The organism is Vibrio sp. T13N (assembly GCF_032970445.1).
Taxonomy (GTDB): Bacteria; Pseudomonadota; Gammaproteobacteria; order Enterobacterales; family Vibrionaceae; genus Vibrio; species Vibrio diabolicus.
In genome coordinates this window covers 232780-252851 of record NZ_JAWJYE010000004.1, presented here as the reverse complement: position 1 = coordinate 252851, position 20072 = coordinate 232780, and the positions used below count along the sequence as shown (strand labels likewise).

General features: G+C 45.7%; 19 protein-coding genes and 1 riboswitch. Of the genes, 16 read left to right on the top strand and 3 right to left on the bottom strand.

The features are described 5' to 3' along the window. The first annotated feature begins 86 nt into the window (after nt 1-86). Nucleotides 87-221: riboswitch (molybdenum cofactor riboswitch) on the top strand. The 11 genes from moaA to R2S67_RS08670 all read left to right on the top strand — a co-directional run bounded on the left by moaA (nt 210) and on the right by R2S67_RS08670 (nt 10316). Beyond that, on the top strand, nt 210-1199 hold the full coding sequence (gene moaA / locus R2S67_RS08720; protein WP_005396649.1) for a GTP 3',8-cyclase MoaA: 990 nt from the start codon (nt 210-212) through the stop codon (nt 1197-1199). (Overlaps the previous riboswitch by 12 nt.) A gap of 105 nt (nt 1200-1304) precedes the next feature. Further along, nucleotides 1305-1817 carry a molybdenum cofactor biosynthesis protein B gene (gene moaB / locus R2S67_RS08715; RefSeq protein ID WP_005396648.1) on the top strand — a complete coding sequence of 171 codons (513 nt, stop codon included), beginning with the start codon at nt 1305-1307 and terminating at the stop codon, nt 1815-1817. A 26-nt stretch (nt 1818-1843) separates the two neighbouring features. Next, on the top strand, nt 1844-2323 hold the full coding sequence (moaC, locus tag R2S67_RS08710) for a cyclic pyranopterin monophosphate synthase MoaC (RefSeq protein WP_005396647.1): 480 nt from the start codon (nt 1844-1846) through the stop codon (nt 2321-2323). Continuing rightward, a complete protein-coding gene (moaD, locus tag R2S67_RS08705) occupies nt 2320-2577 on the top strand; it encodes a molybdopterin synthase sulfur carrier subunit (RefSeq protein ID WP_005396646.1) in 258 nt (85 codons plus the stop codon). The genes moaC and moaD overlap by 4 nt, the downstream gene beginning before the upstream one ends. Nucleotide 2578: 1 nt before the next feature. Then, on the top strand, nt 2579-3034 hold the full coding sequence (gene moaE, locus R2S67_RS08700; RefSeq protein ID WP_317343322.1) for a molybdopterin synthase catalytic subunit MoaE: 456 nt from the start codon (nt 2579-2581) through the stop codon (nt 3032-3034). 532 nt (nt 3035-3566) lie between these two features. Next, the gene (locus tag R2S67_RS08695) at nt 3567-5243 is read left to right on the top strand and encodes an ABC transporter substrate-binding protein (RefSeq protein ID WP_005396644.1); all 1677 of its coding nucleotides are present in this window, start codon (nt 3567-3569) and stop codon (nt 5241-5243) included. Between the two features lie 128 nt (nt 5244-5371). Continuing rightward, nucleotides 5372-6292, top strand: coding sequence for an oligopeptide ABC transporter permease OppB (gene oppB, locus R2S67_RS08690; protein ID WP_006742810.1), 921 nt, complete (start codon nt 5372-5374; stop codon nt 6290-6292). A 15-nt stretch (nt 6293-6307) separates the two neighbouring features. Then, entirely contained in the window at nt 6308-7210 is a 903-nt protein-coding gene (gene oppC / locus R2S67_RS08685) for an oligopeptide ABC transporter permease OppC (protein ID WP_005396642.1), read from the top strand. 27 nt (nt 7211-7237) lie between these two features. Then, on the top strand, nt 7238-8209 hold the full coding sequence (locus tag R2S67_RS08680; protein WP_005396641.1) for an ABC transporter ATP-binding protein: 972 nt from the start codon (nt 7238-7240) through the stop codon (nt 8207-8209). After that, nucleotides 8188-9201, top strand: a complete 1014-nt coding sequence (oppF, locus tag R2S67_RS08675; protein WP_006742812.1) for a murein tripeptide/oligopeptide ABC transporter ATP binding protein OppF — start codon at nt 8188-8190, stop codon at nt 9199-9201. Before R2S67_RS08680 ends, oppF begins: the two co-directional genes overlap by 22 nt. A gap of 167 nt (nt 9202-9368) precedes the next feature. After that, complete coding sequence (locus R2S67_RS08670; RefSeq protein WP_074191594.1) at nt 9369-10316, top strand: glutathione S-transferase family protein; 948 nt, start codon at nt 9369-9371, stop codon at nt 10314-10316. 114 nt (nt 10317-10430) lie between these two features. Here R2S67_RS08670 and R2S67_RS08665 read toward each other — a convergent pair whose 3' ends face one another. After that, nucleotides 10431-10853, bottom strand: coding sequence for a hypothetical protein (locus tag R2S67_RS08665; RefSeq protein ID WP_317343321.1), 423 nt, complete (start codon nt 10851-10853; stop codon nt 10431-10433). Nucleotides 10854-11140: 287 nt separating this feature from the next. Between R2S67_RS08665 and R2S67_RS08660 the strand changes: the two genes are divergently transcribed. Next, nucleotides 11141-12418 carry an MgtC/SapB family protein gene (locus R2S67_RS08660; protein WP_134647354.1) on the top strand — a complete coding sequence of 426 codons (1278 nt, stop codon included), beginning with the start codon at nt 11141-11143 and terminating at the stop codon, nt 12416-12418. Nucleotides 12419-12529: 111 nt separating this feature from the next. Here R2S67_RS08660 and pta read toward each other — a convergent pair whose 3' ends face one another. Next, nucleotides 12530-14674: a phosphate acetyltransferase gene (gene pta / locus R2S67_RS08655; RefSeq protein ID WP_005396636.1), complete on the bottom strand. Its 2145-nt coding sequence runs from the start codon at nt 14672-14674 to the stop codon at nt 12530-12532. Between the two features lie 136 nt (nt 14675-14810). Further along, entirely contained in the window at nt 14811-16007 is a 1197-nt protein-coding gene (locus R2S67_RS08650) for an acetate kinase (RefSeq protein ID WP_005396635.1), read from the bottom strand. Between the two features lie 346 nt (nt 16008-16353). Here R2S67_RS08650 and yfbV point away from each other — a divergent pair, with 346 nt between their 5' ends. The 4 genes from yfbV (at nt 16354) to R2S67_RS08630 (ending at nt 20005) form a co-directional block, all read left to right on the top strand. Then, complete coding sequence (yfbV, locus tag R2S67_RS08645) at nt 16354-16806, top strand: terminus macrodomain insulation protein YfbV (RefSeq protein WP_005380809.1); 453 nt, start codon at nt 16354-16356, stop codon at nt 16804-16806. Nucleotides 16807-17135: 329 nt separating this feature from the next. Beyond that, the gene (locus tag R2S67_RS08640) at nt 17136-18101 is read left to right on the top strand and encodes an ABC transporter substrate-binding protein (protein ID WP_047010059.1); all 966 of its coding nucleotides are present in this window, start codon (nt 17136-17138) and stop codon (nt 18099-18101) included. Nucleotides 18102-18278: 177 nt separating this feature from the next. Then, nucleotides 18279-19214: an ABC transporter permease gene (locus R2S67_RS08635; RefSeq protein ID WP_005396632.1), complete on the top strand. Its 936-nt coding sequence runs from the start codon at nt 18279-18281 to the stop codon at nt 19212-19214. After that, nucleotides 19211-20005 (top strand): ABC transporter ATP-binding protein, encoded by a 795-nt coding sequence (locus R2S67_RS08630; protein ID WP_005396631.1) that lies wholly within the window; start codon nt 19211-19213, stop codon nt 20003-20005. The genes R2S67_RS08635 and R2S67_RS08630 overlap by 4 nt, the downstream gene beginning before the upstream one ends. Nucleotides 20006-20072 lie beyond the last annotated feature (67 nt).

Genomic DNA, 20072 nt, shown 5'->3' with positions numbered 1-20072 from the left:
TAGAGAGTTTTTTATCACTCAAGTCTGGATTCCAGTACAAATATTAAGTATTTTACACCGCAAAGCTATCAGAGGTTTCATATCTCTGGTTGCCATAACTCCGAGCTCACTATTGCTAAGTCCGAGGATAAGCGTTTTGAGCCAGTGGCGTACTGTCACAAGGGCATGATTGGAAATGGCCATGCCTCCCGTGTTTGGAAAGGTGTTCCGTGGCGCAACAATTCGAAGACAAATTTCATCGTAAGTTCTATTACTTGCGTCTGTCTGTGACCGACGTATGTAATTTCAAATGTACCTATTGCCTTCCTGATGGCTATAAGCCTTCGGGCAATAAAAACTCGTCTTTTTTATCTCTTCCTGAAATCAAACGGGTCGTAAAAGCGTTTGCTGATTGTGGCACGTCAAAAGTGCGCATTACTGGCGGTGAACCAAGTTTACGCAAAGATTTTACCGACATTATCCACTCAGTGGCGACGACGCCTGGTATCCAAAAAGTTGCAACGACGACCAATGGTTACCGCATGGCGAAGCAAGTCGCAGACTGGCGTGAAGCGGGCTTAACTCACATCAACGTTAGCGTGGACAGCCTTGATCCGCGTATGTTCCATCAAATCACGGGTGAAAATAAGTTCACTGAGGTGATGAATGGTATCGAGCGTGCGTTTGAAGTTGGTTATGAGCAAGTCAAAGTTAATGTGGTTTTGATGAAAGATCTTAACCATCAAGAACTGCCAGCGTTTCTCAACTGGATAAAAGATCGTCCAATCCAACTGCGCTTCATCGAGTTGATGCAAACGGGTGAGATGGATGATTTATTCAATAAGCATCATGTGTCCGGCGTAGCAATTCGTAATCAGTTGATTGCAAACGGTTGGCTGCTTAAAGTGCGCTCTCATAATGACGGCCCCGCGCAAGTGTTTGTTCATCCAGATTACAAGGGTGAAATTGGCCTGATCATGCCTTATGAAAAAGACTTTTGTGAGAGCTGCAACCGACTACGCGTCTCTGCGATGGGTAAGCTGCATCTGTGTTTGTTTGGAGACCACGGTGTAGAACTGCGTGATCTATTGGAACGTGATGAGCAAGAAAGCGAGCTTATTGAACGCATCCAAGCGCAGTTACAAACTAAGTCGGTGAGCCACTTCTTGCACGATGGTAATACGGGTATGACGCCACATCTGGCGTCTATCGGCGGCTAAATCAACTCAAATTTTGTAGGGAAAGCTTATTTATAGGCTAGCTTTCCCTCGCTTTTCTAGAATCGATACCAAACGTATCAAAGTTAAAAGAGAATAGGTGAACACATGGGTCACGCTGAAAGCAAATTTCAACCTGCAAATATTGCCGTTCTAACGGTATCTGACACTCGTACCGAAGAAAACGATACCTCTGGTCGCTACCTTGTTGAACACGCTCAAGAAGCGGGTCACAATGTTGTCGATAAGCAAATTGTTATTGATGACATGTACAAAATTCGCGCAATTGTTTCTCAGTGGATTGCGGACGACAATGTCCAAGCGATCATGATTACTGGTGGTACAGGGTTCACGTCACGTGACAGCACGCCAGAAGCGCTGAAGCCTCTGTTTGATAAAGAAGTAGAAGGTTTTGGTGAGTTATTCCGCATGGTGTCTTACGAAGAAATTGGTACGTCAACGATCCAATCGCGTGCAATTGCAGGTTTTGCTAACCATACAGTTATCTTCGCTATGCCTGGTTCAACAGGCGCGTGCCGCACTGGCTGGACGAAGATCATCAAGCAGCAGTTAGATGCAAGCCATCGCCCTTGTAACTTCATGCCGCACCTATCTGTATAACCTTTCCTAAAAGCGAAGGAAAAACAATGACTCAATTTACCCATATCAACGCGTCTGGCGAAGCTAACATGGTCGACGTGTCTGCAAAAGCTGAAACGGTTCGTGAAGCACGTGCAGAAGCATTTGTTCACATGGCCCCAGAAACCTTGCAACTGATTGTTTCCGGTCAGCATCATAAAGGTGATGTGTTCGCGACGGCTCGAATTGCTGGTATCCAAGCTGCAAAGAAAACGTGGGATTTGATTCCACTTTGTCATCCTCTGTTGCTTTCTAAAGTCGAAGTTCAGTTGGAGGCTATTGAGTCAGAAAACAAAGTTCGTATTGAATCTGTTTGTAAGCTTGCAGGTAAAACGGGCGTAGAAATGGAAGCGCTCACGGCGGCTTCTGTTGCTGCACTGACGATTTACGATATGTGTAAAGCGGTGCAAAAAGACATGGTTATCGGTCAAGTTCGTCTCCTAGAAAAGACGGGTGGAAAATCTGGACACTTCAAGGCGGAATCATGATTAAAGTACTTTTTTTTGCTCAGACTCGTGAGCTGATTGGTATCGACAGTGTCGAATTAGATGATCAATTTGAAACGGTTGAAGCGATTCGCGCACATCTCGTGGAAGAGGGCGCTGATAAAAATGGTAAGTGGGATTTGGCTTTAGAGCCAGGAAAGCTACTTGCTGCTGTTAATCAATCTATTGTCCCACTTGATACCGAAGTAAAAGCGGGGGATGAAGTTGCATTTTTCCCACCGGTAACCGGAGGTTAAGATGGACCCACGCGTCTCTGTACAAGTTGAAGACTTTTCCGTTGATCACGAATATCAACGTTTATCCGAAGGTACGGCTGCTGGTGCTGTCGTAACATTCATTGGTAAAGTTCGAGATATGAACCTTGGCGATAATGTTGTTGGTTTGCACTTGRAACACTACCCAGGCATGACTGAGAAGAGCTTGAGCGACATTTGCGATCAAGCTGAATCACGTTGGCCATTATTGGGCGTACGTGTGATTCATCGCGTTGGTGACATGGATAGCGGTGATCAAATCGTCTTTGTTGGTGTTTCAAGTGCACACCGTGGAGCAGCATTTGATGCTTGCGAGTTCATTATGGACTACTTGAAAACCAAAGCACCATTTTGGAAGAAAGAACGCACGACGAGTGAAGATCGTTGGATTGAGTCGCGCGATACTGATCACCAAGCTGCGCAGCGTTGGGAAAAATAGAACCCACTCCTCATTCTAGTGAAAAAAGCTAAGTGTCAATGGCACTTAGCTTTTTTTGTACTTATCTTCATAATTCTGCTCATTTGACTTCAACACAACCCGTACTCGCTCTGGTGATATTCTTCACAATAAAAGTTTTTAGCCCAATATATAAACAATTATTTGTTAGACTTCATTTGTCATAAATGTTAAATAATATGTAAATATCTAGCATAAGATGCTATCAAATGGTTTAAATGTAGATTAATCGAAAGTTTTGTCTGTGGAATGTCGCTTCTGGTCTCCATTTGGCTGGTGAATACTTTTTGATTAGAGTTTACTGCTAGATATGTGTGGTTTAGTCAGGATTATTGGTTTTTTTGCTACATTTTTATGGCAAATTACTTCAATGATTGCTAATGTGTGCCGCAGTCTTTGTAAGGTTTTAGGCTTTTGTGCTCAGAAAACGCACTAAAAAAATCTAAAACTCTGACCGTTCCAGGCCCTTACAAAGAAGTCATGGATGCTAACGAAAAAATTTGGAGTTTTACGCATGTATAAGAATAAAATCACGCGCGCTTTATTTATTGGTGCTGGTCTTTCTCTCGCTTTAGCTGGTTGTGGCGAAAAGCCTGCAGAGAAACAAGCTGCTGAGCCTGCTCCGGCTCCAGCCCCTGAAGCTAAATCTGATTCTAAAGAGCCAAAACTTGCTGCTGTTCAAGAATTGGTGCGTGGTAACGGTACAGAAGTTGCGACAATAGACCCTCATAAATCTCAAGGTGTTCCAGAATCCCACGTGATTCGCGATCTTCTTGAAGGCCTAGTAAACCAAGATGCGGACGGTAACACTATCCCTGGTGTTGCAGAATCTTGGGAAACTGAAGACAACAAAACATACACTTTCCACCTACGTGAAGACGCAAAATGGTCTAACGGTGATCCTGTTACTGCAGGTGATTTTGTATACAGCTTCCAACGCGCAGTCGACCCAGCAACCGCTTCTCCATACGCTTGGTACATGGAATACACCAAGATGAAGAACGCAAAAGACATTGTTGCGGGTAAAAAAGACAAGAGTGAGTTGGGTGTTAAAGCGGTTGACGACCACACGTTAGTGGTTGAGCTAGACACTGCTGTACCATACTTTGTGATGATGATGGGCCACACAACAGTGAAGCCTGTTCACCAAGCAACCGTTGAAAAGTTCGGCGATCAATGGACGAAGCCTGAGAACTTTGTAGGTAACGGTGCTTATGTTGTTGACAACTGGGTTGTAAACGAGCGTTTAGTTCTAAAACGTAACGAACAATACTGGGACAACGAAAACACGACGCTTGATCAAGTTACTTTCCTACCAATCGAAAACCAAGTAGCGGAAATGAACCGCTTCCTAGCAGGTGAAATCGACTTCACGAATGAACTGCCTACAGAGCACTTCAAGCGTTTGAAGCAAGAGCATCCAGAAGACGTGTCTGTATCGGGTAACTTGTGTACTTACTACTACATCTTCAACACGAAGAAAAAGCCGTTTGATGATGTTCGCGTACGTAAAGCGATTTCTTATGCGATTGACCGTAATATCGTGACTGATGCGATCCTAGCACAGGGTCAAAAGCCAGCTTATTTCCTAACGCCTGAAATCACGGCGGGTTTCAACCCAGAAATCCCTGCATACGGCAAAATGACGCAAGAAGAGCGTAACGCTGAAGCGGCGCGTCTATTGGAAGAAGCGGGTTACGGCGCAGACAACCCTCTTGAATTTAACCTTCTATACAACACGTCAGAGAACCACAAGAAACTTGCGGTTGCACTGGGTTCAATGTGGAAGAAGACGCTTGGTCTAGACGTTACGCTAGAAAACCAAGAGTGGAAAACTTACCTATCTACCAAAGATTCTGGCAACTTTGAGGTTGCTCGTGCAGGTTGGTGTGGCGACTACAACGAAGCTTCATCTTTCCTAACGCTGATGATGAGTAATAACACTACTGGTGGTATTCACTACGACAGCAAAGAGTACGATGCAATCATGAACAAAGCATTTGCTTCAACTTCTGACGAAGAGCGTCAAGCGCTTTACCTAGAAGCAGAGAAGTTGATGGCAAAAGATATGCCAATCGCACCTATCTACCAGTACGTGAAATCACGTCTACTATCACCGAAAGTTGGTGGCTTCCCAGTCAATAACGCGGAAGACAAGATTTACTCTAAAGATCTCTACATCACAGAGTAATTCGTAACTCGATAGAACTATAAAAATGAGGCTCTACATGTGAGAAATTGCATGTAGCGCCTATCTTTAGTCCAAAAGAATTGGACGACGTCTTTAATTTAACTGTCACAGACTGAAAGAGTGAGTTTATGCTTAAATTCATCGCAAAAAGGATATTTGAGGCGATCCCAACAATGTTGGTTTTGATCACCGTATCTTTCTTTCTTATGCGCTTTGCACCGGGAAACCCTTTCTCGACAGAGCGTCCATTGCCACCCGAAGTAATGGCAAATATCGAAGCTAAATATGGCTTAGATAAACCTGTATTTGAACAATACACCACGTATTTGACCAATGTTATCCAAGGGGATTTCGGACCGTCATTTAAATACCTTGATTACTCGGTTAACGAGCTGATCGCGGTTGCCTTACCGGTTTCGGCTAAAGTGGGCTTCATCGCCTTTATCTTTACCCTGATTATGGGGGTTACCGTCGGTACCATTGCTGCGCTCAAGCAGAATACTTGGATTGATTACACCATCATGTCGACAGCGATGCTCGGCGTGGTAATGCCTTCTTTTGTATTGGCACCTGCGCTTATCTATCTATTCTCGCTTCACTGGAATATCTTCCCTGCGGGCGGTTGGCAAGATGGTAGCTGGCAGTATTTAGTGCTTCCTGTCATTGGTATGTCACTACTGTATGTTGCAACCTTCGCTCGTATTACGCGTGGTTCGATGATCGAAACCCTAAACAGTAACTTTATTCGTACGGCTCGTGCTAAAGGTCTAAGTTACCGTTATATCATTATCAAACACGCTCTTAAGCCGGCACTTCTCCCTGTTGTTTCTTACATGGGTCCTGCTTTCGTAGGTATCATCACCGGTTCCGTTGTTATCGAAACCATTTTTGGTCTACCAGGTATTGGTAAGCTATTCGTTAACGCTGCGTTTAACCGTGACTACTCGCTAGTAATGGGTGTAACCATCCTGATTGGTTTCCTATTCATTTTATTCAACGCGATTGTCGATATTCTACTTGCAATGATTGACCCGAAAATTCGCTACTAACAGGGACGTTTGGTTATGTTAACGAAAAAAGAAAACCTAGAAGCGATTGAGAAGTTCTCCGAAAACTTGGAGATTGAAGGTCGCAGTCTTTGGCAAGATGCTCGTATCCGTTTTATGCGCAACAAAGCGGCAATGGTGAGCTTATTCCTTCTTGTTCTAATGACGTTGGCGGTGATTATTCTGCCAATGATCGCACCGCACACCTTTGATGATACTGACTGGTACGCGATGCACGTTGCACCGAATGCTGACCATTGGTTTGGTACTGACAGCCTAGGCCGTGATTTATACGTGCGTACGCTAATTGGGGGTCGTATTTCGTTGATGGTGGGTGTTATGGGCGCATTTGTAGCCGTACTGATTGGTACGCTCTATGGCGCAGCATCTGGTTTTATCGGCGGTAAAGTTGACCGTGTGATGATGCGTATTCTAGAAATTTTGTACGCGGTACCGTTTATGTTCCTAGTTATCGTACTTGTGACATTCTTCGGTCGTAACATCATGCTGATCTTTGTCGCGATTGGTGCTATCGCATGGCTAGATATGGCGCGTATCGTACGTGGTCAGACACTCAGCTTACGTAGCAAAGAGTTCATCGAAGCTGCACATGTGTGTGGTGTTAGCAACTGGAAAATTATCACTCGTCATATCGTGCCGAATGTACTGGGTATCGTAGCGGTTTACTCTACGCTACTTATCCCGAGCATGATCCTGACGGAGTCATTCCTATCATTCCTTGGTCTTGGTGTTCAGGAACCGATGACAAGTTGGGGCGCGCTTCTACAAGAAGGTGCACAGACAATGGAAGTGGCAATCTGGCAGCTGGCATTCCCAGCCGTGTTCATGGTTGTGACGCTATTCTGCTTCAACTACGTTGGTGACGGCCTGCGCGATGCGCTGGATCCAAAAGACAGATAATTAAAAGATAAGATTAAGGAAGCAATGATGAGCTTATTAGATGTCAAAGATCTGCGCGTCGAATTCACCACGCAAGATGGTATCGTAACCGCAGTAAACGATTTGAACTTCTCTCTCAACCAAGGCGAAACCTTAGGTATCGTTGGAGAATCGGGATCAGGTAAATCTCAAACCGTATTCGCAATCATGGGCCTTTTGGCTAAAAACGGTATTATCTCTGGTAGCGCAAAGTTTGAAGGCAAAGAAATCTTAAACTTACCAGAAAAAGAACTGAACAAAGTTCGCGCTGAACAGATCGCAATGATCTTCCAAGACCCAATGACATCGCTGAACCCTTACATGAAGGTAAGTGACCAGTTGATGGAAGTGCTTATGCTGCATAAAGGCATGGGCAAAGCGGAAGCATTTGAAGAATCAGTACGCATGCTGGAAGCGGTGAAAATCCCTGAAGCGCGTAAGCGTATCACGATGTACCCGCATGAGTTTTCAGGCGGTATGCGTCAACGTGTAATGATCGCGATGGCGTTGTTATGTCGTCCTAAACTGCTTATTGCCGATGAGCCAACAACAGCACTTGATGTGACGGTTCAAGCACAGATCATGGACCTGCTTAATGAGCTTAAAGACGAGTTCAACACGGCGATCATCATGATCACGCACGACCTTGGTGTTGTTGCAGGTTCGTGTGACAAAGTGTTGGTGATGTATGCAGGTCGTACGATGGAGTACGGCAACGTAAACGAAATCTTCTATAATCCAAGCCACCCTTATGCAGAGGGTCTGTTGAAAGCGATCCCTCGCCTTGATACGGAAGGTGAAATTCTGCCAACCATTCCTGGTAATCCACCAAACTTGCTTCGTCTACCACCGGGCTGCCCTTATCAAGAGCGTTGTCACCGAGTGATGGATCGTTGTAAGCGTGAAGCGCCAATTCTGACTCCATTTGGTGATGGCCGTCAGCGCGCATGTTTTTCTGAATGGGAGGCTTGGAACAAATGAACGCAGTAGATAAAAAGCTAATTCTGGACATTTCAGAGCTGAAAGTTCACTTCAGCATTGCGTCAAAATCGGCATGGCCGTGGTCAAAGCCTTCAAGCCTAAAAGCGGTTGATGGGGTGAACGTTCGACTATACGAAGGGGAAACACTTGGTGTAGTAGGCGAGTCAGGTTGTGGTAAATCGACGTTTGCGCGCGCCATCATCGGTCTTGTTGAAGCGACGGATGGCGAAGTAGTTTGGTTGGGTCAAGATCTAACTAAGATGAAAGACGTCCAACGTCGTGAAACGCGTAAAGAAATCCAAATGATTTTCCAAGATCCTTTGGCTTCTCTTAACCCACGTATGACGGTTGGCGACATTATTGCTGAGCCTCTTGAAACGTTCTACCCAGAACTGTCTAAGCAGGAAGTGAAAGACCGCGTTAAAGAGATGATGGCGAAAGTGGGTCTACTACCAAATGTGATCAACCGTTATCCGCACGAGTTCTCGGGTGGTCAGTGCCAGCGTATCGGTATTGCGCGTGCGCTTATCCTTAAGCCTAAGATGATCATCTGTGATGAACCCGTATCGGCGCTTGATGTATCTATTCAAGCTCAGGTTGTTAACCTGCTTAAAGAGATTCAAAAAGAACTAGGCCTTTCTCTGGTATTCATTGCGCATGACTTGTCAGTGGTTAAACATATCTCAGATCGTGTTTTGGTCATGTACTTGGGTAATGCTGTCGAGCTCGGTGAGGCGGAGGCGCTGTTTGCTGATCCTAAGCACCCATATACACGCGCATTGATGTCAGCGGTTCCGATTCCGGACCCGAACATTGAACGCAGTAAGAAAATCCAAATGCTGGAAGGCGACCTTCCTTCGCCGATCAGCCCACCATCGGGTTGTGTGTTCCGCACTCGTTGCCCACAAGCAACCGAAGAGTGTGCGAAGACGAAGCCAACGATTCAAGGTAACGACGTTCACGCGGTATCTTGTTTGCACGTTAGTGTATAAATTCAGCCTGTGACGGGCTTAAGCGCGACACCTTCATCGGGTCGCGCTTTTTTTATGCATCTGATTTATACATTCGAATTTCTTGAACATGATGTCCTAAGTTCAGTGATTTTCTGTTTGATAGGAAACGCTAATATAGACATAAACAGAATGAGAGGAGCGCAATCATGGGTAAGTTGGTCGAAGGTGTTTGGCATGACGTCTGGTATGACACAAAATCAAATGGTGGCAAATTTGTGCGTGAAGATGCAGGATTCCGTAACTGGGTTAAAAACGAACCTGATGCGGAGTTTAAACCAGAGTCTGGTCGATACCATTTGTATGTCTCTCTTGCTTGTCCTTGGGCACACCGAACGCTCATCTTCCGCAAGCTGAAAGGCTTAGAACCCCATATTGATGTCACGGTTGTTTGCCCTGATATGTTAAGCCAAGGCTGGCAAATGGGGCTTCCTGAGCCACTATTTGGTCACACTCGTATGCACCAAATCTACACGCAGGCCAAACCAGATTACACAGGCCGTGTAACTGTGCCTGTGCTTTGGGATAAAAAGACCAATACGATCGTGTCGAATGAGTCGTCAGAAATTATTCGTATGTTTAACTCGGAGTTCAATGAGTTAACAGGAAACCACGATGACTATTATCCAGAACAGTTAAAGCATGTTATTGACGAGTGGAACGATTTTGTTTATCCAAACGTCAACAATGGAGTGTATCGTTGTGGTTTTGCGACCACGCAAGAGGCATATGAAGAAGCATTCGATTCTTTATTCGCTGCGCTAGATAAAATCGATTCGCACCTAGCGACGCATCGTTATTTAGCGGGGAATACTATTACTGAGGCTGATTGGCGTTTGTTTACGACTCTGATCCGTTTCGATGTCGTGTATGTGGGTCACTTCAAATGTAACAAGCAGCGCATCGCAGACTACGAAAATATTCAAGGATACTTAAAAGAGTTGTATCAAGTCGAAGGCGTCGAAGAAACCACGGATTTCTACCATATTAAACGTCACTATTATTTCAGCCACACTGGTATTAACCCGACGCAAGTCGTACCCAAAGGGCCTGATTTAGACTTAAACTCTCCTCATGGAAGAGAAATAATTAGCTAGTTTGCTGCCTCTATCAGAAATGAAAAAGTACTTAACGGTTAGCAATGTCGTTAAGTACTTTTATGCCAACTAAATACTAGGAGTAGGAGAGTGACTTTTAAGTGTGCGTACGTCTTACTTAGCGCGTACGACGTCCATCACTAGTTTTCCGTCGACTTTTACAGGGCCATCTTCTTTGGCTCCTAGTGTATATTCAAATACGCCACTCTTCATTCCCCCTTTTTCTCCGTGGACCATTAGCATCAGCATGTCGCCAGACTCAACCGGTTCCATCAAAATTGCATTCACGTTCTCATTCTGTCCCATCTTTAGTGGGGCATAGCCGATAACAGGGCCAGGCTTCATTGATTCGTCTGTTCGGTGGACGACCATCCATCCGTTGTCGTCAGCATGAGCCATTTTTGCGGTTACTGTTCCTCCGGTCATATCTTGATCAACGCCTTTAATACTTGGGGCAGAAAAGCTGAATGAAGAAAAACTGAACAGAATTGCAGCTAAACCAAGCTTTAGCAGTGAGTTGTTGATGGAGTTGTTCATATGTATTCCTTACTTATGTGTGAGTTTGCTTAATAGCAGTCCATTTTCTTTACGTAGTTCGAGTAAGAAAGTTCAGTTGAAATGTAAATAATGCTGATAAATTGAACAGGGAGGATCGCTTCGTTCTATTACGTTTTGGTGGTAGGTAAAAGAATAATGAAATTATAAGACGCAATGGTAAGCCGGGAGCCGGGGCCATTTTCTGATTATCCTCTCATCGTCACAGCTTCTTACCCATATTCAAATAAACTAATGATATAACAACCGCTTTTTAACGGGGGTGATGCATGGATATCAATGAGTTTGTCAGTGGCGAGCATCTAATTTGGAATCTGCTTATTGCTCTATTACTGGGGGCAATTGTTGGCACCCAACGTGGCTGGGTGATGCGCAATAGCGTAGAAGGCAGTCGTGTCGCGGGCATTCGTACTTTTTCTTTAGTCGGTTTACTCGGTGGTTTAGTTGGCATTCTCGCCAACATCTATACACCTTTACTCATTGGTTTTGCGTTTATCGCTTTAGTCATCCTCACTTGCATCGCTTTTGTTATACAGCAGAAAAAGAGCGGAGATGTGAGCATCACTGGTGTGGTTAGTATCATGGTGGTGTTTGTTCTGGGTAACCTTGCCGTGTCGGGTGAGGCTGTTTTGGCTGCAGCAGCGGCCGTTATTACCGCGGTGGTGCTTGATAACAAAAGAGAGCTACATCAAGCGCTACAAAAACTGCAAGAGTATGAGTTAGACGCAGCACTGCGTTTATTACTTATCTCGATAGTCATGTTACCCCTGTTACCAAATCAATCTTACGGCCCTTGGAATGCACTTAACCCGTATGAGATTTGGTGGATGGTTGTGTTGATCGCTAGTATCTCTTTTGTCGGTTATTTTGCGATAAAAATCGGCGGGGCGAAGCGAGGTATTTTGTTTACGTCTGTATTTGCGGGGCTTAGCTCTTCGACAGCATTAACGTTGCAGTTTTCCCATCTTTCTCGTGAGCAAGCGAGCATCAGCCCGTTACTCGCTAGTGGTATTCTTCTGAGCTGCGGAACCATGTTCCCTCGTTTACTTATCGTACTGTCCGTTATCAATCCACAATTAGTGAAACTTCTTTGGCCAATTGTGATGGCGATGATGGTTGCGCTGTACATTCCGGCATGGTGGATTTGGCGCAGAAGTGAAGTTGAGCAGATTGAGCAATCAAATAAGCAAACGAACCCTCTTGCTTTGCAGTCGGCACTGTTCTTTGGCCTCGTGTTGGCGGTGATTATGCTGCTTGCTCATGCTTTGTCTGACTGGTTCGGCAACGCGGGTGTGTTGATCCTTTCTGCTTTATCAGGGATTACTGACGTTGATGCGATCTCGTTAACCCTCGGACGTCAAAGTACGCAAACATTAAGCGTGACCACTGCTGCGTTAGGCATTTTGATCGCCGCTTCGGTTAATACCATTGTGAAAATGGGGATGGTCATCGCGATAGGGGATAAGAAGCTTTGGCACCGAATCGCACCAGTGATGACAGGTTGTGTTGTGGTTGGGGCTGGGGTATTTATGGCGCTGTATTCGTAAGAGCGTATTAGTACTATTGCTCATAGCCTCTTTGCTGTGTGGCCAACAATAGAAAAAGCCCTCGACGAATCGAGGGCTTTGGATAGTTGTCCAACTAGATGTCAGAAGCGATTATTTAGCTTCTTGGTCTGCTTGGATTGCTGTTAGAGCGATTGTGTACACGATATCGTCTACTAGCGCGCCACGAGACAAGTCGTTTACAGGCTTGCGCATACCTTGCAGCATTGGACCGATAGAAACTAGGTCAGCTGAACGTTGTACCGCTTTGTAAGTTGTGTTACCCGTGTTTAGGTCTGGGAATACGAATACTGTCGCTTTACCTGCTACTGGAGAGTTAGGCGCTTTAGACGCTGCCACGTTTTCCATGATAGCTGCGTCGTACTGTAGAGGACCGTCGATCACTAGATCAGGACGCTTCTCTTTCGCGATGCGAGTTGCTTCACGTACTTTATCAACGTCTGCACCCTTACCAGATTCACCAGTAGAGTAAGAGATCATAGCAACGCGAGGGTCGATACCGAATGCTGCTGCAGAGTCAGCAGATTGGATAGCGATTTCAGCAAGCTGTTCAGCGGTTGGATCTGGGTTGATCGCACAGTCACCGTAAACCAGTACTTGATCAGGCAGAAGCATGAAGAATACTGAAGATACGATAGACGCATTTGGTGCAGTCTTGATGATTTGGAACGGAGGAACGATAGTGTTCGCCGTAGTATGAACAGCACCAGAAACTAGGCCGTCAACTTCGTCGTTCTCAAGCATCATTGTGCCTAGGAATACTGAATCTTGTAGCTTCTCACGAGCCACAACTTCAGTCATGCCTTTCGCACCGCGCAGCTCAACTAGACGAGCAACGTAGTTTTCACGAACAGCATCGGCATCGATGATGGTTACGCCAGTACCTAGCTCAACGCCTTGTTGAGCTGCTACGCGACGGATTTCATCTGGGTTACCTAGAAGCACACAGTCTGCAATACCGCGTTCAGCACAGATTGCTGCCGCTTTAACAGTACGAGGTTCGTCACCTTCTGGAAGAACGATACGCTTGCCTGCTTTACGAGCAAGTTCAGTTAGCTGGTAACGGAACGCTGGTGGGCTTAGACGACGAGACTTCTGAGTACCTTCAGTCATTGACTCGATCCAGTTACCGTCGATGTGACCAGCAACGTGCTCGTTGATGAACTCGATACGCTCTTTATCGTCTGCAGGTACTTCGATGCTGAAGCTCTGTAGGTTTAGAGATGTCTGCCAAGTGTTACCTTGTGCTTTGAAGATAGGTAGACCAGTGTCGAACGCTGGTTTACATAGACCTTCGATTTCGCGAGGGATGTCGTAACCGCCAGTTAGCAGTACAGCACCAATATCCACACCGTTCATTGCAGCAAGAGAAGCAGCAACGATAACATCAGGACGGTCTGCAGAAGTAACAAGTAGAGAGCCAGGTTTGAAATGCTCAATCATGTTTGGCAGAGAACGTGCACAGAAAGTGATGCTCTTGATGCGACGAGTGTTGATGTCACCTTCGTTGATGATATCTGCTTTCAGGTGCTTAGCCATGTCGATTGCACGAGTCGCAATCAGATCAATGCTCCATGGCACGCAACCTAGTACACGAATTGGAGAAGTGTTGAAGATTTCCATCACTTTCAATTCGTTTTGTTTCGCGCTATCTGCATCGTCAAAGATTTCAGATAGGTCAGGGCGAGTACGGCCAGCTTCGTCAACAGGAGCGTTTAGCTTGTTGATGATAACGCCAGAGATGTTTTTGTTCTTAGTGCCGCCGAAGTTAGAACATGCTACTTCGATACGCTCTTTCAGTTGCGCTGGGTTATCAGTACCTGGAGTAGCAACTAGCACGATTTCTGCACCAAGTGTTGCCGCGATTTCCGCGTTTACTTGGTTTGCAAATGGGTGCTTACGAGTAGGTACAAGACCTTCGATTAGCGTAACGTCTGCGTCTTTGTTGATTTGGTTGTAACGTTCAACAACGGTTTCTAGCAGCTCGTCCATGTTGTCGTTACCGATTAGGCTTTCAGCAACAGACATCGCCATTGGTTCACCGATCTTCATATCGCTGTTGTGGCCAACGATAGTTGAAGTCAGATCTGGCTGATCACCACCTGAACGTGGCTGACAGATTGGCTTGTAGAAAGAAACTTTAACGCCTTTACGCTCCATAGCGCGAAGAACACCCATGCTAACGCTTGTTAGGCCAACGCCTGCGCTAGTAGGGATAAGCATAATAGTACGAGACATTCGTAGAGTACCTTTAGCTATTTGGGGGATAAAAGCTCAACTCTTATTCCATGAAGCTCGAAGAATAGGAGTTGAGCCCCTAAGAAATTCGTTTGAATGAAAATCTGGCTAGCCGAGTGGCTAGCCAGTAATTCAATTAAAGACCTGTCAGGCGTGCAGTGTCTTCAGCGATGACTAGCTCTTCGTTAGTAGAGATAACCATTGCAGGGATACGGCTGTTTTCAGTCGTGATAACGCCTTCGCCGCCGAAGCGAGCTTTAAGGTTAGCTTCGCTATCTACTTCGATACCGAAGATGCCAAGACGGTTTAGAACCATTTCACGGATAGGGCCAGAGTTCTCGCCGATACCGCCAGTGAAAGTGATTGCGTCTAGACGGCCGTCCATTGAAGCAGTGTAGCCAGCTACGTACTTAGCTAGACGGTGGCAGAACACGTCCATTGCGCGTGTTGCTTCTTCTTTCTCACCGTAGTTGTCTTCAACGAAACGACAATCAGAAGTCACTTCAGTTAGACCTTGAAGACCAGACTCTTTAGTTAGCATCGTGTTGATTTGATCAACAGAGTAACCTAGAGCGTCGTGTAGGTGGAAGATGATCGCAGGGTCGATGTCGCCACAGCGAGTACCCATTACTAGACCTTCAAGTGGAGTAAGACCCATAGAAGTGTCTACAGATTGACCGTTCTTGATTGCACATACAGACGCGCCGTTACCTAGGTGACAGTTGATGATGTTTACTTCTTCAACTGGTTTGTTTAGTAGGCCAGCAACTTCACGAGTGATGAACAAGTGAGAAGTACCGTGCATGCCGTAACGACGGATACCGTGTTCTTTGTATAGGTTGTATGGAAGAGCGTATAGGTAAGACTCTTCAGGCATAGTTTGGTGGAACGCAGTGTCAAATACAGCAACGTTTTTCAGCTCTGGGAAGTTTTTCTTAGCCGCTTCGATACCGATGATGTGAGCAGGGTTGTGAAGAGGTGCAAATGTTGCAGCGTCTTGAATACCTTTTAGAACTTCATCAGTGATTAGTGCAGATTGAGTGAACTGCTCGCCGCCGTGAACGATACGGTGACCGATTGCGCCTAGGTTAGCTTTAAGCTCTGGCTTAGAAGCAAGAATAGTTTCTACCATAAACGCTAGTGCTTCTTCGTGAGCTGCACCATTGCCTAGTTGAGCTTCGTGCTTGCCATCAAGTTTCCACTTGATGCGAGCTTCAGGAAGGTGAAGACACTCAGCAAGACCTGATAAGTGCTCGTCGCCGTTCTCGGCATCAACAACGGCAAATTTAAGAGAAGAACTACCGCAGTTTAAAACTAAAACTAGCTTAGACATGTATGACTACCTGTTATTCGTCTGATAAAAAATCAGTTAAAGAATGAAAAATTAATCACAAGAATAGCCGATACCCAGAAGGCTGCGTACTAATCCTGGTCAAAAATTGTTCTAATTCCATATAAAGAAATAGTGATGAACCCATCCATCACTATGATGCGATCCGTGCAGATAGATATCTCGGAGTTGCTTAAATTGTAAATAACAGCAACAATGAGATTGAGGGTCTGCAAAGGATAGCGATAATAAGCAATGATAACAAAAAAAATTTGAAAGAATATTAACTTTCATCAATTTTTTGTACCTTCAGTTGAAATGTTCAACTATTTTTTAGTGAGAGAGCGGTATGAGTAATAAAGTCGGATTGATCCATAGCCTGAAAGATGGCCAGAATTACATGGAGATCTGGCCGGTTCGTAAAGAGCTAAGCGCCATATTTCCGGAACAGCGTATCATTAAGGCGACTCGCTTTGGCATTAAAGTCATGCCAGCCGTCGCTGCGATCAGCGTACTCACTCAAATGGCATTCAACAATTACCACGCGTTACCTCAGTCTATTGTTGTCGCCTTGTTTGCGATTAGCTTGCCACTCCAAGGGATTTGGTGGCTTGGTGCTCGATCCAACACGAAACTGCCGCCTTCTCTGGCATCTTGGTATCGGGAGTTGCATCAAAAAATTGTGGAAACAGGTTTTGCACTAGAGCCTGTTAAAGCTCGCCCTCGTTATAAAGAGCTTGCGATAATACTGAACCGAGCGTTTCGCCAGCTCGATAAATCGTCACTAGAGCGTTGGTTCTAATTTAAATTGTTTGAAATGGAGTGTGCACTAGCCGCTCCATTTTTGATCCTGCCTCTATTACCTACTTTGACGGTCGTTGATGAAGCGAGCGAAGCTTCGTTTACCAAAGATTCTTTCCGGATGAAGAAGTCCCCCGATCACAAATGTTGCTTTAGTGTTAAATCTTGCTTTTCTTTACTAAGACTTAGTAGTAATAATAAAAACAAGATGCGCAAGAAGTGCACAGTTATACGAACACAACATTACCCCCTTCAAACATTTGAATTCACGAGTCGATATTCATGTTGAATGCTCGCGAAACAAGGACGAAGTCACATCAAGGAGTTATGATGAAAACGAAACGTTTATTAGCCACTGCCGTTCTATCTGCTACTGCTATTTTCTCTTCTGCCAATGTACTGGCCGCCACTGCAACCGTTGCAGTTTCACAAATTGTCGAACACCCCGCGTTAGACGCGACGCGTCAAGGATTGCTTGATGGTTTAAAAGCGAAAGGCTACGAAGAAGGCAAAAATCTAGAATTTGATTATAAGACCGCACAGGGTAACCCTGCGATTGCAGTGCAAATTGCCCGTCAGTACGTCGGCGAAAATCCTGATGTGTTAGTGGGTATCGCGACGCCTTCGGCACAAGCCTTGGTGTCGGCAACGCGCTCTATTCCTGTTGTCTTTACTGCGGTAACAGATCCGGTCGGTGCGAAATTGGTTAAGTCGATGGAACAACCAGGCAAAAACGTAACTGGCCTGTCTGATCTTTCACCCGTTGCTCAGCATGTCGACCTCATCCAAGAAATTCTCCCTCAGGTGAAAAGCATCGGGGTTGTATTTAATCCCGGTGAAGCTAATGCCGTGACTTTGGTTGAACTGCTAAAAGAAAGCGCAGAAGCAAAAGGCATACAAGTGGTTGAAGCGACCGCACTAAAAAGTGCTGATGTTCAGTCTGCGACTCAAGCGATTGCAGCGAAATCAGACATTCTTTACGCCCCAACAGACAATACAGTTGCAAGTGCGATTGAAGGGATGATTGTGGCAGCGAATCAAGCGAAAAAACCTGTCTTTGGTGGTGCGACGTCATATGTCGAAAAAGGAGCAATTGCAGGCTTAGGTTTTGACTACTACCAGGTTGGTGTGCAAACCGCTGATTACGTGGCGGCGATTCTTGATGGTCAAGAACCAGGCAAATTGGATGTAAAAGTCGCGACGGGCTCTGACCTCGTAATTAATGAAAGCGCGGCATCTAAGCTCGGTATCAAGCTGCCAAGTTCTGTGGTTGAACGTGCGACAAGCATGCAATAAGTAACGCTCTTTTTTGGGGTTAGGGCCGTCACGTCTGTTGATAGAGGCTTGCCCCAAAATTGATACTCGCCGGACTTCTCGTGTAGAGCATTCTGCTAGAGAAGAATGGGAGTATACGTTAGAAGTCTTAAGTTCAGGTTGGTATTCGTCAGCCTGAACATGCAGAAAGGAGCAGTTATGTCTGCATTTGCTTTTTTTGGCGCACTCGAAATTGGCTTAATTTATGGCCTAGTTGCCTTGGGTGTGTATCTTACATTTCGTGTTCTCGATTTCCCCGATTTGAGTGTGGATGGCAGCTTTCCAATGGGAGCGGCGGTGGCTGCAACGGCGATTGTCGCAGGTATTAATCCTTGGCTTGCGACAATAATGGCGATGATAGCCGGTAGTATGACGGGTTGGATAACCGCTTTTCTGGCTGTTCGATGTGGTATTTTGCACCTGTTAGCTTCCATTCTTACCATGATCGCGGCATTTTCAATCAATATTCGTATTATGGGCAAACCTAATATGGCGTTGCTTGGAGAGGATACGATTCTCACGCCGTTTGAAGCCTTGGGCGATCCGATGTTCATTCGTCCTCTGGTTGTTGGGGTCTTAGTTCTTTTGTCCGCTTTCTTTGTGATTCGCTTGCTCAACAGCGACTTTGGTCTTGGTTTACGAGCCACGGGCGTGAATGCGCGTATGGTTTCTGCGCAAGGGGCGAGCACTGGTTTTTATACCTACTTTGGGTTGGCTTTATCCAACGGTTTTGTCGGATTCGCAGGCGCGTTGTTTGCACAAACGAACAGCTTTGCAGATGTGACCTCTGGCGTGGGCACCATTGTGGTTGGTTTGGCTGCTGTGATTTTGGGCCAGACCCTTATTCCCGGGCGAAAAATTTGGGTTGCGGTATTTGCTGTCATCATCGGTTCGGTACTTTATCGTCTTGCAGTGGCTTTCGCTTTGAGCTCTGGCATGTTTGGTTTACAAGCTTCAGACCTCAACCTGGTTACCGCAGTATTGGTGGCTGTGGCGCTTATTGCTCCAAAGCTAAAACAGAGCATGAGAGCGAAACAACGCGTTACTGATGCTAAACAAGCGGCATCAAAAAATGGTTCAGGGGAGGCGTTATGATTGAACTTAATAACATTCAGGTCACGTTCAACCCTGGGACGATTTTGGAAAATCGTGCACTGAAAGGTGTCTCTTTAGAGGTTCCAGAACATCAGTTTCTTACCGTGATTGGTTCTAATGGCGCAGGAAAATCGACGTTGCTTGGTGCGGTGACAGGTGAGACGCCGATGATAGGTGGTCAGGTGATCATTGATGGCAAAGACGTCACCAAGCAGACGGTAGCCCAGCGTGCGACGCAATGCGCACGAGTGTTTCAAGATCCATTGGCCGGAACCTGTGGAGAGCTAACGATAGAAGAGAACATGGCTTTAGCGTACATGCGTGGTAAAAAACGCAGTTGGGGTTTGGCGCTTTCAGCTAAACGTCGCAAGCTGTTCCAAGAGCGAATTAGCATCCTAGGGCTTGGTTTAGAAGATCGTCTGGGCGATAGCATTGGCTTACTGTCCGGTGGACAACGACAAGCCGTTAGCCTTGTGATGGCGACGTTATCGGAGAGTAAGTTGTTATTGCTTGATGAACACACGGCTGCGCTTGATCCTCGTATGGCGGCGTTTGTTATCGACTTAACTAAACGTATTGTCGATGAGTTCGATTTAACCGTGATGATGGTGACGCATTCGATGAAAGACGCATTAGCGTGTGGCGATAGGACCGTAATGCTTCACCAAGGTGAAATTGTGCTAGATGTGGCTGGAGAGCAGCGCGCTAACATGCAAGTACCAGACTTGTTGGATATGTTCTCCAAAGTGCGTGGTGAAGAGCTTGCAGATGACAGTCTCTTGTTGAACTAAGCAGTATCCTACCAGTCACTACGCCTACTAAGTGTGATCCTCCTTGGGAAAATTGGCTGATATGTCA

Coding starts and splice junctions, on each gene's coding strand:
- moaB (WP_005396648.1), top strand. CDS start 1,305: ATGGGTCACGCTGAAAGCAAATTTCAACCTGCAAATATTGCCGTTCTA.
- moaC (WP_005396647.1), top strand. CDS start 1,844: ATGACTCAATTTACCCATATCAACGCGTCTGGCGAAGCTAACATGGTC.
- moaD (WP_005396646.1), top strand. CDS start 2,320: ATGATTAAAGTACTTTTTTTTGCTCAGACTCGTGAGCTGATTGGTATC.
- R2S67_RS08695 (WP_005396644.1), top strand. CDS start 3,567: ATGTATAAGAATAAAATCACGCGCGCTTTATTTATTGGTGCTGGTCTT.
- oppB (WP_006742810.1), top strand. CDS start 5,372: ATGCTTAAATTCATCGCAAAAAGGATATTTGAGGCGATCCCAACAATG.
- oppC (WP_005396642.1), top strand. CDS start 6,308: ATGTTAACGAAAAAAGAAAACCTAGAAGCGATTGAGAAGTTCTCCGAA.
- R2S67_RS08680 (WP_005396641.1), top strand. CDS start 7,238: ATGAGCTTATTAGATGTCAAAGATCTGCGCGTCGAATTCACCACGCAA.
- oppF (WP_006742812.1), top strand. CDS start 8,188: ATGGGAGGCTTGGAACAAATGAACGCAGTAGATAAAAAGCTAATTCTG.
- R2S67_RS08670 (WP_074191594.1), top strand. CDS start 9,369: ATGGGTAAGTTGGTCGAAGGTGTTTGGCATGACGTCTGGTATGACACA.
- R2S67_RS08665 (WP_317343321.1), bottom strand. CDS start 10,853: ATGAACAACTCCATCAACAACTCACTGCTAAAGCTTGGTTTAGCTGCA.
- R2S67_RS08660 (WP_134647354.1), top strand. CDS start 11,141: ATGGATATCAATGAGTTTGTCAGTGGCGAGCATCTAATTTGGAATCTG.
- pta (WP_005396636.1), bottom strand. CDS start 14,674: ATGTCTCGTACTATTATGCTTATCCCTACTAGCGCAGGCGTTGGCCTA.
- R2S67_RS08650 (WP_005396635.1), bottom strand. CDS start 16,007: ATGTCTAAGCTAGTTTTAGTTTTAAACTGCGGTAGTTCTTCTCTTAAA.
- yfbV (WP_005380809.1), top strand. CDS start 16,354: ATGAGTAATAAAGTCGGATTGATCCATAGCCTGAAAGATGGCCAGAAT.
- R2S67_RS08640 (WP_047010059.1), top strand. CDS start 17,136: ATGAAAACGAAACGTTTATTAGCCACTGCCGTTCTATCTGCTACTGCT.
- R2S67_RS08635 (WP_005396632.1), top strand. CDS start 18,279: ATGTCTGCATTTGCTTTTTTTGGCGCACTCGAAATTGGCTTAATTTAT.
- R2S67_RS08630 (WP_005396631.1), top strand. CDS start 19,211: ATGATTGAACTTAATAACATTCAGGTCACGTTCAACCCTGGGACGATT.